Origin of the sequence: Arthrobacter sp. Alg241-R88 (assembly GCF_900537115.1) — a bacterium.
Taxonomy (GTDB): domain Bacteria; phylum Actinomycetota; class Actinomycetes; order Actinomycetales; family Micrococcaceae; genus Arthrobacter.
Window position 1 is genome coordinate 161051 of record NZ_UNRG01000002.1, and the last position, 14273, is coordinate 175323.

At 65.9% G+C, this 14273-nt stretch carries 13 protein-coding genes; 1 reads left to right on the forward strand and 12 read right to left on the reverse strand.

The window, feature by feature from the left end:
• Positions 1-47: 47 nt before the first annotated feature.
• From G6R19_RS05520 to G6R19_RS05560, 9 genes are all read right to left on the reverse strand, one after another.
• Complete coding sequence (locus G6R19_RS05520) at positions 48-2234, reverse strand: 3-hydroxyacyl-CoA dehydrogenase NAD-binding domain-containing protein (protein WP_163163175.1); 2187 nt, start codon at positions 2232-2234, stop codon at positions 48-50.
• Positions 2231-3511: a thiolase family protein gene (locus G6R19_RS05525; protein WP_163163176.1), complete on the reverse strand. Its 1281-nt coding sequence runs from the start codon at positions 3509-3511 to the stop codon at positions 2231-2233. The genes G6R19_RS05520 and G6R19_RS05525 overlap by 4 nt, the downstream gene beginning before the upstream one ends.
• Positions 3512-3827: 316 nt before the next feature.
• Positions 3828-5165: an HRDC domain-containing protein gene (locus G6R19_RS05530; RefSeq protein ID WP_163163177.1), complete on the reverse strand. Its 1338-nt coding sequence runs from the start codon at positions 5163-5165 to the stop codon at positions 3828-3830.
• Between the two features lie 75 nt (positions 5166-5240).
• Entirely contained in the window at positions 5241-5888 is a 648-nt protein-coding gene (locus G6R19_RS05535; protein WP_163163178.1) for a DUF3000 domain-containing protein, read from the reverse strand.
• A 61-nt stretch (positions 5889-5949) separates the two neighbouring features.
• On the reverse strand, positions 5950-7047 hold the full coding sequence (locus G6R19_RS05540; RefSeq protein WP_163164112.1) for a low specificity L-threonine aldolase: 1098 nt from the start codon (positions 7045-7047) through the stop codon (positions 5950-5952).
• A gap of 61 nt (positions 7048-7108) precedes the next feature.
• On the reverse strand, positions 7109-7867 hold the full coding sequence (locus tag G6R19_RS05545; RefSeq protein ID WP_163164113.1) for an SDR family oxidoreductase: 759 nt from the start codon (positions 7865-7867) through the stop codon (positions 7109-7111).
• A 62-nt stretch (positions 7868-7929) separates the two neighbouring features.
• On the reverse strand, positions 7930-9294 hold the full coding sequence (locus G6R19_RS05550) for a DUF6421 family protein (RefSeq protein WP_163163179.1): 1365 nt from the start codon (positions 9292-9294) through the stop codon (positions 7930-7932).
• Positions 9295-9436: 142 nt separating this feature from the next.
• Positions 9437-9955: a peptide-methionine (R)-S-oxide reductase MsrB gene (gene msrB, locus G6R19_RS05555; RefSeq protein WP_205484254.1), complete on the reverse strand. Its 519-nt coding sequence runs from the start codon at positions 9953-9955 to the stop codon at positions 9437-9439.
• 14 nt (positions 9956-9969) lie between these two features.
• Entirely contained in the window at positions 9970-10461 is a 492-nt protein-coding gene (locus G6R19_RS05560) for a hypothetical protein (protein ID WP_163163180.1), read from the reverse strand.
• Positions 10462-10637: 176 nt separating this feature from the next.
• On the opposite strand from G6R19_RS05560, the gene G6R19_RS05565 reads away from it, so the two are divergent.
• A complete protein-coding gene (locus G6R19_RS05565) occupies positions 10638-11846 on the forward strand; it encodes an alpha/beta fold hydrolase (protein ID WP_240341803.1) in 1209 nt (402 codons plus the stop codon).
• Positions 11847-12202: 356 nt separating this feature from the next.
• On the opposite strand, the gene ybaK is transcribed toward G6R19_RS05565, so the two are convergent.
• Genes ybaK through G6R19_RS05585 form a run of 3 tightly spaced genes read right to left on the reverse strand, consistent with a single transcriptional unit; the run spans position 12203 to position 14139 of the window.
• On the reverse strand, positions 12203-12703 hold the full coding sequence (ybaK, locus tag G6R19_RS05575) for a Cys-tRNA(Pro) deacylase (protein WP_163163183.1): 501 nt from the start codon (positions 12701-12703) through the stop codon (positions 12203-12205).
• Positions 12704-12718: 15 nt separating this feature from the next.
• Positions 12719-13177 carry a SufE family protein gene (locus G6R19_RS05580; RefSeq protein WP_205484256.1) on the reverse strand — a complete coding sequence of 153 codons (459 nt, stop codon included), beginning with the start codon at positions 13175-13177 and terminating at the stop codon, positions 12719-12721.
• A gap of 38 nt (positions 13178-13215) precedes the next feature.
• Complete coding sequence (locus tag G6R19_RS05585; protein ID WP_163163184.1) at positions 13216-14139, reverse strand: sulfurtransferase; 924 nt, start codon at positions 14137-14139, stop codon at positions 13216-13218.
• Between the last annotated feature and the right edge of the window lie 134 nt (positions 14140-14273).

Consider the following 14273-nt stretch of genomic DNA (forward strand, 5'->3'; position numbering starts at 1 on the left):
GAAGCCCCTGCGCTTCTGAACGGACTCCTGGCTGTGCCAGGGCAGCCTCAGCCGGCGGGCCTGGCTGCTGGCGTCCCGGCAGGCCGGGACGCCACCCCCGGCGGAAGGAAGTGCCTGCCGTTGACCCGCTCGGAGGCGCCCACCCGGTCGAGGTAGGGTGTGATGCCGCCCAGGAACATCGGCCAGCCGGCGCCGAGGATCATGCAGAGGTCGATGTCTTCCGGCCCTGCCACCACCCCTTCCTCCAGCATCAGGCCGATTTCCTCGGCGAGGGCATCCTGGGTGCGGCGCAGGACTTCGTCGGCGCTTGAGGGGCTGGTCCCGAAGGACATCAGCGACAAGGTGGACTGTGGAATCTCCTGTGCGCCGCCCGGACCGGGAGCCCACAGGCTCTTCACACCGTTGTCGATCAGTTTCTGCAGGTTGGCAGAAACGGTAAACCGATCACCAAACGCGGCGTGCAGCGACTCCTGCACGTGCTGGGCCACCGGCAGGCCCACCATGGCGCCGAGGGTGAAAGGCGTCATGGGCAGTCCCATGGGCCGCAGGGCGTTGTCCGCCACGTCGGCGGGGGTTCCTTCATCAAAGGCGGCCGTTACTTCGCCCATCAGCCGCAGCAGGATCCGGTTGACCACGAAGGCGGCGGCGTCCTTGACCAGCACTCCGGTCTTTTTGAGGGACTTGGCGAGCTCAAAGGCGGTGGCCAGTACGGCGTCGTCGGTCTTCGGGGCGCGGACGATTTCCAGCAGCGGCATCACGGCCACCGGGTTGAAGAAGTGGAAGCCCACCAGCCGTTCCGGGTGCCGGAGGTCCTCCGCCATGGCCGTGACGGACAGCGAGGACGTATTGGTGGCCAGAACGCATTCGGGAGTCACAATCCCCTCGAGCTCGGCGAACACCTGCTTCTTGACATTCAGCTCTTCAAAAACGGCTTCGATCACGAAGTCGGCATCGGCGAAAACGTCCTTGGAAACTGAACCTGTCACCAGCGCCTTCGTGCGGTTGGCGGCGTCCTGGCTGATCCGCTTCTTGCCCAGGAGCTTGTCCACCTCGGCGTGGACGTAGCCCACACCCTTGTCCACCCGGGCCTGGTCAATGTCCGTCATGACCACAGGCACCTTGAGCTGGCGGGCGAAGAGCAGTGCCAGCTGGCTGGCCATCAGGCCGGCGCCAACGACGCCCACCTTGGTGACGGGCCGGGCCAGCGTACGGTCGGGGGCGCCGGCCGGGCGCTTGGACCGCTTCTGGACCAGGTCCAGGAAGGCGTAAACGGTGGCGCGGAACTCGTCGGTCTGCATGAGTTCGGCGAGGGTTTCGCACTCCAGCTCCGCTGACGCGGCCTGGCTCATGGTGCGGTTGGCTTCGAGGATGTCCAGGACCTTGGCCGGAGCCGGTGCAGCGTTGGACGTCTTGGCTTCCACCATTGACCGCCCGGCTGCTACAGCGCCCGCCCAGCGGGCTGCTGTCTCCGGATCGGCGGGGTCGACGGCGTTGGGCCGTTCCGCCGCCGCCTCGCCGGTGATGACTTTCGCGGCCCAGGCAAGGGACTGCTCCAGGAAATCCGCTGGCTCGAACATGGCATCGGCGATGCCGAGCGAGAAGGCTTCCGGGCCACTGAGAGTCCTGTTGTTGCTCAGGGGGTTTTCGATCATGACCTTCACGGCGTTTTCCGGGCCGATGAGCCGCGGCAGGATGTAGACGCCGCCCCAGCCCGGGACCAGGCCAATGAACGCTTCCGGCAGCGCAAGTGCTCCCGCTCCCGTGGACACTGTGCGATAGGTGGACTGGAGCGCAATCTCCAGGCCGCCGCCCAGCGCTGCGCCGTTGATGAAGGCGAAGCTGGGTACGCCCAGGTTGGCCAGCGTGCTGTAGACGTCGTGGCCCAGCTGTGCCATCCACAAACCGTGCTCGCGTTTGTCCAGGGTCTTAACCGTAGAGAGGTCCGCGCCGGCCACCAGGTAGTAGGGCTTGCCCGTGACACCCACTCCCACGATGTCGCCCCGGCGTGCCCGTTCCCGGAGTTCTTCGAGCACCGTGCCCAGTTCCACCAGCGTGTTGGGCCCCAGCGTGGTGGGCTTGGAGTGGTCCAGGCCGTTGTCCAGCGTAATGAGGGCGAACGTGCCCGGGCCGGGCTTTCCGGCCGGGCCAGGGAGTTCGATGTCCTGGACGAAGGAATGCGTCACGGTTTCATGGGGGAAGAGGTCGGCAAGCTTGGTGAAATCTGCGGCGCTCATGCTGCTCCTTCGGAAACGGCTTCGGTGGTGGCGGATTCCGCTGGCCGGGCTCCGCTGTAGTCGGCGTGGTGCGGGTTCTCCCAGATTACGGTGGCGCCCATTCCCAATCCCACGCACATGGTGGTGATCCCGTAACGGACAGAGGGGTCTTCCTCGAACTGCCGGGCAAGCTGGTTCATGAGCCGCACTCCGGACGAAGCGAGGGGGTGGCCCACGGCAATGGCTCCGCCGTAACGGTTAACCCGGGGATCGTCGTCGGCAATGCCGAAGTGTTCCAGGAAGCTCAGGACCTGGACGGCGAAGGCTTCGTTGATTTCGAACAGCCCGATGTCCCCGATGGAGAGCCCTGCATTGTTCAGGGCCTTCTCGGTGGCGGGAACAGGGCCGATGCCCATCACCTCGGGCTCAACTCCGGCGTAGGCGTAACTGACTAAACGCATCCGGACCGGCAACCCCAGCTCGGAGGCGGCTTCGGCCGATGCCAGGATGGCGGCCGTGGCGCCGTCATTCAGGCCTGCCGCGTTTCCTGCGGTGACACGGCCGTGGGCGCGGAACGGCGTGCGGAGGCTGGCGAGGTCAGCCAGGGTAGTGCCGGGGCGCGGCGGCTCGTCCACCGTGTTCAGGGTCCAGCCCTGGCCGGGCTTCAGGGTTGCTACCGGAACCAGGTCCGGCTGGATCTTGCCGTCGCGGCGGGCTTCTTCAAACTTCTTCTGCGACGCCACCGCGTAGGCGTCGGTCCGTTCCTTAGTGATGGAAGGGAAACGGTCGTGCAGGTTCTCGGCGGTGTTGCCCATGTTGAGTGCTGCCGGATCGACGAGCCGTTCGGACATAAACCGCGGGTTGGGGTCAGTGCCGGAGCCCATGGGATGGTTGCCCATGTGCTCGACGCCGCCGGCAATCACTACGTCGTAGGCGCCAAAACCGATCCCGCCTGCGGTGGAGGTTACGGCCGTCATGGCCCCGGCGCACATGCGGTCGATGGCGAACCCCGGAACAGTGCGGGGGAGTCCCGCGAGGAGGGCCCCTGTCCGTCCGAGGGTCAGGCCTTGGTCCCCGCTTTGGGTGGTGGCGGCGATGGCCACTTCATCGATGCGTGCCGGCGGCAGCGACGGGTTCCGGCGCAGCAGTTCGCGCAGGCACTTCACTATCAGGTCATCCGCCCGGGTGCCGGCATAGATGCCCTTTTCTCCCGCCCGGCCGAAGGGGGTGCGGAGGCCGTCGACAAAAACGACGTCCCGGACAGTGCGGTTGGACGCGCTGCTTCCGTTGTTGCTCACGTGTAACTCCTCATCGAGACGTAGGCGTCAGTGCGCGCCGGAAGGCGGCAGCTGAACGGCAGTACCCCCGATGTTACTCGCGAGTAACTTAGGCCGCAAGGCCCGGAATGAAAGGACGCTCTCTCACTTAATGCCCCTTTTTGACCAACGCTCTCTCACTCTCTTTTAGAAAGTGAGAGAGCGTTGCCAATATTTACGCATCGACTGGAGAGAGCGTTGCCAATATTTACGCATCGACTGAGAGAGCGTTGCCAAATTTCGTGCATCAACTGAGAGAGCGTTTGGGGGTTTGGGAGGCCGTGGCCACCAGTGGGACCTACTGGTGGGCTGCCGGAGCGGCGTCCGGTTTGGGCTCCTTGGGCGGCAGCGGCTGCGGGTTGAGGAAGGCGTGCGTGATCAGCGGAGCCGCAAGTTCCACCTGCCATGCGCGTGCGCCAAGGGCGCGCAGTTCCGCCGCTACTGATTCTTCGCTGACCTCCGCAGGGGGCCGCCACGCCACCCGGCGCAGGTAGTCGGGGGTCAGCAGATTCTCCAGGGGAAGGTTGAGCTGGTCGGCTTTCTCCTGCAGCAGTGGCCGGGCGGTGGCCAGCCGTGCAGCAGCCTCAGGGTCGCGGTCGGCCCAGACCCGCGGCGGCGGCGGCGCATTGGTGGCCAAGTGCAGCGGCGGAAGCTCCTCCAGGTCCCGGGCCGTCGCGATGCAGCGCAGCCACCGGGGAGCTTCGCGCTGCGCCGCCCGCCCGTGGAAGCCCTTGGTGCCGAGCAGTTGGGGCACCGTGGACGGCATGGCCTTGGCCGCGGCCACTAAAGCCGAGTCCGGGATGAGCCTTCCCGGGGCCACGTCCCGCTTCTGCGCCAGTGAATCCCGTTCCAGCCACAGCTCCCGGACAGCCGCCAGCTGCCGCCGGTCGCGGATCTGGTGAAGGCCGGACGTTTTCCGCCACGGGTCCACGCGCGGCGGAGCGAGGCCGGCAGCCAGGATCGCGGCGAACTCCTGCTGCGCGTACTCCAGTTTGCCGTCGGCCGCCAGCAATTCAATGAGCTCTTCGCGCAGTTCCGTCAGGACCTCGACGTCCAGTGCGGCGTACCGCAGCCAGGGTTCGGGAAGGGGCCGGGTGGACCAGTCAGCGGCCGAGTGTTCCTTGGCCAGCCCGAATCCCAGCAGCTGTTCAATGACGGCGGCAAGGCCTACCCTGGGCAGGCCTGCCAGGCGGGCAGCCAGTTCGGTGTCAAAGAGCTTGTCCGGCCACATGCCGAGTTCGGACAGGCAGGGAAGGTCCTGGCTGGCCGCGTGCAGGATCCATTCAACCCCCCGGAGGGATTCGTTGATGATGGCCAGGTTGTCGAAGGGTTCGGGGTCGATCAGCCATGTCCCGGCGCCCTCGCGGCGGATCTGGACGAGGAAGGCACGCTGCCCGTAGCGGAAGCCGGAGGCCCGCTCTGCGTCGACTCCGGCCGGACCGGTCCCGACGGCGATGGCAGCTGCGCACCGCTCCAGGCCGGCTTGCGTTTCGATGACCAGCGGAACGCCGTCGCGGGGCGAGTCGAGCTCAACGATTTCGGGGATGGAGCTGTCAAAGCCTTCCACCGTGATCTGGGGTGCGGTATCAGCAGCCGGGGCGCCGGCCGTGGTGTTTTCCGGAATGTTAGGGGTCATGATGCCTTTAGTTTACCGGCCGGCCGGTTCCGGACTGCCTTTCTGACCGCGCCGGACACGCCACGAGCCATGCTGCTAGTTCCGGCGCCGGTGCGGGAGCGGGGTGACGCCCTCCGGGAGGGGAGGTAGGCCGGCGAAAGTGCACACCATGTCGGACCAGGCTTCGAGGTGGGCTGTTACGTCCGACGTCGCGGGAGTCCAGGAGGCGCGCAGCTCAATGTCGATGGAGCCGGGCCGCTCCGCAAGTGTTCCGAAGCTTTCGGACAGGACCCTGGTGGCTGTGCCGCCGGCTGCCCTGTACGGCGCCTTGTGGTTTTCGAGCGCCTCCACCAGCCACGTCCATGCCACCGTTCCCAGCATCTCGTCGTTGCCCATCTCCGGCTCCAGCTGGGCCCGGATGTAGGTCACGATGCGGAACTCGCCGTCCCAGACTGCAGAGCCTTCGGGGTCGTGGAGCAGGATGAAGCGGCCCGTTGCCAACTCTGTTTCGTCGTCGTCCGCTGTTCCCGACGCTGCCGCCAGCGCCATGGCAGCCGGGCCGTGCAGGGGAGTGGCGGTGCCCGGCCCCGGTGCCAGGACCTCCGCGCCAAGCGCTACGGCGAAGGGCGCCAGCCGCGCAGGCGCGGGAATCTCCGCAAGGTGGAGTTCCCCGCGGCACTGGGCTTTCCTGAGGGTTCCCAAAGCGTGGAGAAATTCCGGGGGAACCTTGTCAAGTGCGTTCACCTTCGCAGGTTACGCAACCATGCTGGTGACGGCGGGAAGGCTCGCCGTCACCAGGCGCCGTCTAGCTGGACTGCCCGCTGGCGTCAGCGCGGAGCTCATGGCGGATTGCTGCCACGAAAGCATCAATGTCCTCCTCAGTGGTATCGAATGAACACATCCACCGGACTTCCCCGGCGGCCTCGTCCCAGTCGTAGAAGCGGAACGATTTCCGCAGCCGGTCCGCTACGCCGTCGGGCAGGATGGCAAAGACGCCGTTGGACTCGGTTTTCTGCGTCGGCTGCACGCCGTCAATGGTGTCGACGGCGGTGCGGAGCCTGGTGGCCATGGCGTTGGCGTGGGAGGCGGACCGCAGCCAGAGGTCACCCTCCAGGAGGGCGATGAACTGGGCCGACATAAAGCGCATCTTCGACGCCAGCTGCATGTTCATCTTCCGCAGGTACACCAGCCCATGGGCAGCCTCCGGGTTCAGCGCCACCACCACTTCGCCGAACAGGAGCCCGTTCTTGGTGCCGCCAAAGGAAAGAATGTCCACGCCGGCGTCGCGGGTGAAGGCCCGCAGCGGGACCTGGAGGTGGGCCGCCGCATTGGCCAGCCGGGCGCCGTCCATGTGCAGCTTCATCCCCTTGGAGTGGGCATGGTCCGCGATGGCCCGCACCTCGTCCGGCGTGTAGCAGGTTCCGAGTTCCGTGGTTTGGGTGATGGAGACGGCGAGCGGCTGGGCGCGGTGCTCGTCGCCCCAGCCCCAGGCCTCCCGGTCGATCAGTTCCGGCGTGAGCTTGCCGTCCGGGGTGGGGACATGCAGGAGCTTGATGCCGCCAATCCGTTCCGGCGCGCCGTTCTCGTCCATGTTGATGTGGGCAGTGGAGGCACACACCACGGCGCCCCAGCGGGGGAGCAGCGACTGCAGCGACAGGACGTTGGCGCCGGTCCCGTTGAAAACGGGAAAGCATTCGATGCCGGGCCCGAAGTGTTCCTCCATCAGCTCCTGCAGCCTGGCCGTGTAGTCGTCTTCCCCGTAGGAAACCTGGTGGCCGTCGTTGGCCGCGGCCAGGGCCGCGAGGACCTCCGGATGCACGCCGGAGTAGTTGTCCGAGGCGAATCCGCGGATGGTGGGATCGTGCAGCCGGGTTCCGGCGGCAGTTTCTGCTGTTGTTGTCATGGCTTTGCTCACGCTTTCAGTCTAAATACAGTCGGCCGCCCTGCAGGCAGGGAACGGACTCTCAGGGGGCCAGCACGAGCCGGCTGCCGTTCAGGCCGCCGGCCGGGGTGTCAAAAAGTCCGACGACGGCGCGGGCCAGGTCTTCGACGTCAGTTGCGCCGGGGAACTTCCGCTCCGGGTGGTTCCGGCGCATCTCATCATCCACGAGGGCCTTGACCACCAGGACGACGGCGGCCGCCTCCCCGCGACCGGTGTTCCCGGGAGTACCGTTCCCGGCAGTGTCGTTGGCGGCAGTGTCATCGCCGGCAGCGGCGTTGGCCCGGCGGAAACCGTCCGCCATGGCCATGGTCCACGCTTCTGCTGCGGCCTTGGCGGCAACATAGCTGGCTGTGGCTGCTGCCGGCTTGGCCACGGCGGTGGAGGACACCATCGCGAAGCGGCCGTAAGGGGAAGCGGCGATATGGTCGAAGAAGATGCGGGACACGTTGCGGAGCGTGGTGATGGCGCCGCGTTCCAGGAAGTCCCAGTCCTCGTCTGTCTGGTCGGCAATGCCCGTGGCGCCGCGCCAGCCGCCCACCAGGTGGATGACGGCGTCAATCGTCCCGGCAGCGGCTGACACGTCCTTGCCCAGCTGCCGCACGTCCTCCAGCCGGGAGAGGTCGCACACAAGGCCCGTGACGCCGTCGCCCGCCTTTTCCGCCGCTGCATCGATCCTTGCCTGGTCCGACCCAACGGTGAACACCCGTTGGCCTGCGGCGTGAAGCGCCCGGGCGACGGCGATGCCGGACGCTCCGCTGCCGCCGGTCACCAGGACGTTCAGGCGCGGAGTCCCGGGCGTCCCGGCCCCAGCCTCATCCGGTGCCTGGTTCCCCAACTCTTCTGTCACAGTGCGGTGGCTCCGGTGATGCCGGCAGTTGACTCAATGACGGGGCGCATCTTTTTCTCCAGTGCTTCGTAGAACATGGACAGCGGGAACTCGTCATCCAGCACCTGGTCCGTCAGGCCGCGCGGCGGACCGGCCAGGGCCAGCGCGTCAGGGCCCTTCGCCCAGACGGATGCCGGATTGGGTGTAACGGTAGCGGAGACCAACTGGTATGCCGCGATCCAGTGCGCGGTTTTCGGGCGGTCGATGGAGCGCCAGTACAGCTCATCGATGCTGGCACCCAGGGCGATGACGGCGTCGGCTACTTCGTCCCAGTCGATGGTGAGCCGGGTATCGGTCCAGTGCAGGACGTGCTGCTGGTGCAGCCAGGCGAACAGGAGTTGGCCGCCCAGTCCGTCATAGTTTCGGACCCGGCTGCCGGTAATGGCAAAGCGGAAAATCCGGTCGAAGATGATGGCGTACTGCACCAGCTTGGCGTGGCGGCGGGCCTCCGGATCGGCGTCCTCGTCCTTCTCGATGCGGACAGATTCACGGAAGGCCGTCAGGTCGCAGCGCAGCTCTTCGAGGGAGTACAGGAAGTAGGGCATCCGCTGCTTGATCATGAACGGATCGAACGGCAGGTCGCCACGCATGTGGGTGCGGTCGTGGATGAGGTCCCACATCACAAAAGTGGCTTCCGTCAGGTCCTGGTCGGCGAGCAGCTCCGCGGCGCCTTCGGGAAGTTCCAGGCGCGTGGTTTCGGCGGCCGCCTTGAGCACGCGGCGGAACCGGGCAGCCTCGCGGTCAGCAAAGATGGCGCCCCAGGTGAAGGTGGGGGTTTCACGGACGGCGACGGTTTCGGGGAACAGCACGGCGGAATTGGTGTCGTAGCCGGCGGTGAAGTCCAGGAACCGGATGGGGACGAACAGCTTGTTCGAGTATTCCCCTGCCTCCAGGCCGGCGATGAACTCGGGCCAGATCACCTCGATCAGGACTGCCTCGACCAGCCGGTTGCTGCTGCCGTTCTGGGTGTACATCGGAAAGACCACAAGGTGCTGGAGCCCGTCGCGGCGCTGTTCCTGCGGCTGGAAGGCCAGGAGCGAAGACAGGAAGTCCGGGACGTTGAAGCCGTTGGCTTCCCAGGCGGAAAAGTCGGCGCAGACTGCGTCCAGGTACGCGGCATCATGCGGAAAGGCGGGGGCCAGGACGCGAACTGCTTCCACTATGTCACTCACGTGCCGGGACGCTTCTGCGTGGGCGCCGGCATCGGGGATGGAACCGTCCTTAATCTGCAAAGACTGGAGGGAAGAGGCCGCGGCCTTAAGCCGGAGCCAGTCCTGGTTTTCCGCGGTTATTCCGGTGGGGGCGATCAGTGTTTCGGTCATCGTCGGCTGCCTTTCTGGTTGCTTGCTATCTACGGTGAGCGTAGCAAGCAACCAGCAGGACTAATCTGAAAATAGGCTTAGCCTAAGAAAGCCTTGTGCTCAGGGCGCTTTGTATGGCTTGTAGGTCCAGTGTTCAGCAGTGTCAGGCTTCCGTGCCCGCGCCGCTGACCTGCGGTTTTTCCTGCGGGACGAGTTTCAGGGACACGGAGTTGATGCAGTAGCGCTGGTCCGTGGGCGTGCCGTACCCCTCGCCATCGAACACGTGGCCCAGGTGGGAATCGCAGGTGGCGCAGCGGACCTCCACGCGGTCCATGCCCAAGGTCCGGTCATGGATGTACCGGACGGTGCCTTCAGCCAGCGGCGCCCAGAAGGAAGGCCAGCCGCAGTGGGAATCGAACTTTTCGTTGCTGGTGAAGAGTTCGGTCCCGCATGCGCGGCACTGGTAGACGCCTGCCGTATGGGTGTCCCAGTATTCACCGGTGAAGGGGCGCTCGGTCCCGGACTGCCGGAGCACGTGATACTCCTCCGGCGTGAGCTCCTCGCGCCACTCGGCGTCGCTCTTTTGCACGGTGGGCCCGGTGGCGGGCGACTCGGGAGCCGGATCCGTGGCCTTGTTTCCGAAGATGCTGTTTCCCAGGATGTTGTTACCGAAGATGCTCATAGCCTTCTCAACGCTCAGGAGTCGCCGATAAATCCCGAACCTGCGTACAGGTGCAGGACGGGGAGGCCCAACTGGTCCTGTGCCTTATTGGCCCAGTCGGTGTGGAACGTATCTGCCACTGCGTGCGGCCTGGTGATCACCACGGCCTGCGCGGCGCCGGTTTCCTTGACTTTGGCCACCAGGCCCTGGACCGCCCCGCCGTCCACTACCTCGCCCGTGACGCCTCCGCCGAGTCCTGCGAGCGTGGCCAGTGATACTGCCAGCGTTTCGGCTGCCTGGGCCCGTTCTGTGGCGGGGTCCGGAGCGTGGGATGTCAGCTCCCGGAATGCCTTGGCGATGTCCAGCATGGAGAGGTTTTCGAGGAAGTCCACCAGCAGGTGCCGCTCAGTGTTTGCCGGTACCAGCACCACGAGCCGGGTGTCTGCACCATCCACCAGGCGCTCGATGTTCAGGCGGTCGTCCGCCCCCAGGGGTTCTTCGGTCAGGATGACGATGGGATCACTCATGGCCTTAGCCTAGTCCCGAGCCTGGGGTGCTGCACTCCTTTGCCGGTGCAGGCAATTCCCACCGGCCCGCCGGAAATACGGGCTCTGGGTGGCTGGACGGTAAGAATAGTTCCATGGCACTTTTCCAGCAGACCGGCCCCGCCCCAGCTCCCCGTCCCCAGGATTCCGGGGCGGGCATGTCGCTGCGGACGAAGTGGGCGATTGGCGGAGCCATCGGAGGCGGGGCGCTGGCGGGGCTGCTGGCCACCGGATCGTCGGCATTGGCCGTGTATTTCGCCCGCCGCGTCATCACACCCGCCCGGCAGCGGGCATCGGACCAGGAAGTGCTGGCCGTGATCCGCGACGGCCAGAGGCAGCAGGTGATCCTGGCGGCTAACGAGGACACCACCGTTGACGGTGTATACGGGTTCTTTTTCGACGGCGGCAAGGGGCACGCCCGCATCGGCCGCATCGTGTCGTACTCGCCGGCTGAACGCACCGTGCTGCGCGACGTTGAAGCGGTCTACGCGGGAGACCTCACTGCCGCGCGCTGGGGCTGGTGGAGCGGTGCCGTCTATCCGGACCCCGCCGCCGCCGGAATTCCGGCAGAGGACGTGGTGATCGAAGTGGACCGGGGGCAGGCACCCGCCTGGCTGGTCCGCGCCGGTGGCACCGCACGCACCTGGGCTGTGATGGTCCACGGACGCGGGGCCAGCAGGCAGGAGGCGCTGCGCGCCGTCGGGCCAGCGCTGGAGCTGGGCCTGACCAGCCTTCTGGTGTCCTACCGCAACGACGGGCTCGCCCCGTCGGCCGACGACGGGCGCTACGGCCTGGGTTCGACTGAATGGCGGGACATCGAGGCAGCCATTGAATACGCTCTTGCCAACGGGGCCGAGGAGATCGTCCTCTTCGGCTGGTCCATGGGCGGTGCCATCTGCCTGCAGGCTGCTGACTTATCCCGCTACCGCCATTTGATCCGGGCCATGGTGCTGGATGCGCCGGTCACCGACTGGGTCAATGTGCTCGCCCACCACGCGCAAATTAACAGAATTCCGTCACTGGTTGGCCGCTACGGGCAGCTTATGCTGGGGCACCCGCTGGGGCGCCGGCTCACGGGACTCTCCGCGCCGGTGGACCTGAAGGTCATGGACTGGGTTTCGCGAGCAGTGGAACTGCGGACTCCCACTTTGATTATCCACAGCGTGGACGATGAATACGTTCCCTACGGGCCCTCCGCGCTCCTGGCTGAGCGGAATCCGGACATGGTGACCTTTGAGGCGTTCAACCATGCGCGGCACACGAAGGAGTGGAACGTTGATCCTGCGCGGTGGGAGAGCGTGGTGAAGGCATGGCTGCGGCAGCAGCTTGCGCCCCGCCTGAATCCAGGCGGGATCCAGGTGGGATAAGGCAGGGGTCCGAACCGACACTTGGGGATGCTGCAACCGCTGGGACGCGGTTCAATAGCCGCCGGGCATGTCCGGAGGGGTGAAGGGGTCCGCGTAGTTGGAATGGGTGGGATGGTCGCGTTGAGAGAGGCGCTCTGACCACCGGGCGCCATGCGGATCAACTTTTCCGCAGTACGCGCAATGGCGCGTGAAGTTACCGTCGCGGTCCGCTTCGGCCACCCAATGGTGCCCAAGGTTTGTCTTGCACAACAGGGTTTTGAGCATGAGGTTAGTCCATCTAAACAGTCGGCTCTGCTCTGCAGTGATGCCGGTGCAACGATTATAGGCCCGCAGCGAGACGATTGACCGTGCGGTTCCTACGAGGCGGACAGCGAGCTAATGGGAGCGGTGACGGCGTCAGTGAGGCGAATGAGGTCGGCAGGGGCAAGCTCGATGTCCAGGCCCCGTTTGCCTCCCGAAACCAATAGCGTTTCCAGCGCCAGTGCGCTGTGATCCAGCACGGTAGGGGAGGGGAGTCGCTGGCCGAGCGGGGAGATACCGCCCAGCACGTAGCCGGTGCGGCGCTGGGCTGCAGCGGGATCGGCCATGGCGGCCTTTTTGGCTCCCAGTGATGACGCAAAGGCCTTGAGGTCCAGGGTGCCGCTGACGGGTACGATTCCCACCGCCAGCCTGCCCTCCACCTCGACCATCAACGTCTTGAAAACCTTCGACGGATCAATGCCCAGCACCTCGGCTGCTTCCGCTCCGTAGCTGGCAGCGGAGGGGTCGTGGGCGTAGGGATGCAACACAAAGGGAACCCCGGCTGCCGCCAGAACGGCGGTGGCCGGAGTTCCCTGTGCTGCGTTTTTGCGTGCCATTGATGCTTTGCGCGGCTAGGAGCGCACTGCGGAGGAAGCCGCGACCTTGCGCTTGATCCTTCCCAGCATCGCCGTCATCCCCCGCATACGCAGCGGGGTGATGGCGCGGGTAAGGCCCAGCAGTTCAGGCATGTCATCAGGCACCGAGAGGATATCTTCGGCGGACAGCCCGTCCAGGCCCTCATGCAGGACGCCGGCAAAACCACGTGTGGTGGGAGCCTCTGCGGGAGCCTTGAAGTAGAGCCGAACGGTGCCGGACGGGCCTCCGCCTGGTTCCGTCTCAATGGTCAGGAACAGCGGGGACTGGCACTCCACCACCTGCTCGAGCAACTCGGGGTGGTCCTTAAGCCGCTCGGGCAGGTCCGGCAGTCCCTGGGAGAACTCGAGCAGCAGCTGCAGGCGCTCGGGCTCGGACAGGGCCTGGAAGTCGTCCACAATGGCCGCCAAGGCGGAGGGCAAGGCTTGAGTAGTCATCATTCCAAGTCTACGCAGGTAGCGCTGGCCGTGCGCCGTCAGACCCCGACGGCAACGGGAAAGGATCCGCGTTCCGCGCCCTTAACGATGGGCACCCGCACGGCGTTGCCCCACTCAGTCCAGGAACCGTCGTAGTTGCGGACGGACTCGAAGCCCAGGAGGTACTTAAGGGCGAACCAGGTGTGGCTGGAACGCTCGCCGATGCGGCAGTAGGCCACGACGTCGTCGCCTTCGCTCAGGCCCGCCTCGCCCAGGTAAAGGGCGTCAAGTTCCTCGCGGCTGCGGTAGGTGCCGTCAGCGGCGGCGGCGCGTGCCCACGGGATGGAGGCGGCCGTGGGGATGTGGCCGCCGCGCAGCGCGCCTTCCTCCGGGTAGGCCGGCATGTGGGTGCGCTGGCCGGTGTACTCCTCAGGGGAGCGGACGTCGATGAGCGGCTTGCCCAGGTGGGCCAGGACATCTTCCTTGAAGGCACGGATCGGAGCATCGTCGCGCTCAACAACCGGGTACTCGCCCCTGGCCGGAGCCGGCTTCTCCTTGGTCAGCTCCCTGCCCTCGGCAATCCACTTATCCCGGCCGCCGTCGAGCAGACGCACGTCCTGGTGGCCGAAGAGGGTGAAGACCCACAGTGCGTAGGCAGCCCACCAGTTGGACTTGTCACCGTAGATGACCACGGTGCTGTCGCGCGAGATGCCCTTCGACGCCGCCAGCTCAGCGAACGCGGCGCCGTCCACGTAGTCGCGGGTCACTTCGTCGTTCAGGTCGGTGTGCCAGTCGATCTTCACGGCACCGGGGATGTGGCCGGTTTCGTACAGGAGCACGTCTTCGTCAGACTCCACCACGATCAGCTGGCCGCTGGCCACGGCTCCGTTGTCGATGGCCGCAGCAAGCCATTCGGTGGAAACCAGTCGCTCGGGGTGGGCGTAGGCTGCGAACTTCTCGTTTTGTTCAACTGGGTAGGACATATCTTTGCCTTTCATCGAGAACACGGCTGATCCGCGGGACCGGCATGGGGACCTCCTCCCACCCTAGCCACGGTCCACGGCGATGTCCGTTTTCCGTTAATAGGAGGAAATGTTGCCTTCGTCACGCTGGCCGG

Excerpts from the sequence above, each read along its gene's own strand:
- G6R19_RS05520 (WP_163163175.1), bottom strand. The coding sequence starts at position 2,234 with ATGAGCGCCGCAGATTTCACCAAGCTTGCCGACCTCTTCCCCCATGAA.
- G6R19_RS05530 (WP_163163177.1), bottom strand. The coding sequence starts at position 5,165 with ATGACCCCTAACATTCCGGAAAACACCACGGCCGGCGCCCCGGCTGCT.
- G6R19_RS05540 (WP_163164112.1), bottom strand. The coding sequence starts at position 7,047 with ATGACAACAACAGCAGAAACTGCCGCCGGAACCCGGCTGCACGATCCC.
- G6R19_RS05550 (WP_163163179.1), bottom strand. The coding sequence starts at position 9,294 with ATGACCGAAACACTGATCGCCCCCACCGGAATAACCGCGGAAAACCAG.
- msrB (WP_205484254.1), bottom strand. The coding sequence starts at position 9,955 with ATGAGCATCTTCGGTAACAACATCCTGGGAAACAGCATCTTCGGAAAC.
- G6R19_RS05560 (WP_163163180.1), bottom strand. The coding sequence starts at position 10,461 with ATGAGTGATCCCATCGTCATCCTGACCGAAGAACCCCTGGGGGCGGAC.
- G6R19_RS05565 (WP_240341803.1), top strand. The coding sequence starts at position 10,638 with ATGTCGCTGCGGACGAAGTGGGCGATTGGCGGAGCCATCGGAGGCGGG.
- ybaK (WP_163163183.1), bottom strand. The coding sequence starts at position 12,703 with ATGGCACGCAAAAACGCAGCACAGGGAACTCCGGCCACCGCCGTTCTG.
- G6R19_RS05580 (WP_205484256.1), bottom strand. The coding sequence starts at position 13,177 with ATGACTACTCAAGCCTTGCCCTCCGCCTTGGCGGCCATTGTGGACGAC.
- G6R19_RS05585 (WP_163163184.1), bottom strand. The coding sequence starts at position 14,139 with ATGTCCTACCCAGTTGAACAAAACGAGAAGTTCGCAGCCTACGCCCAC.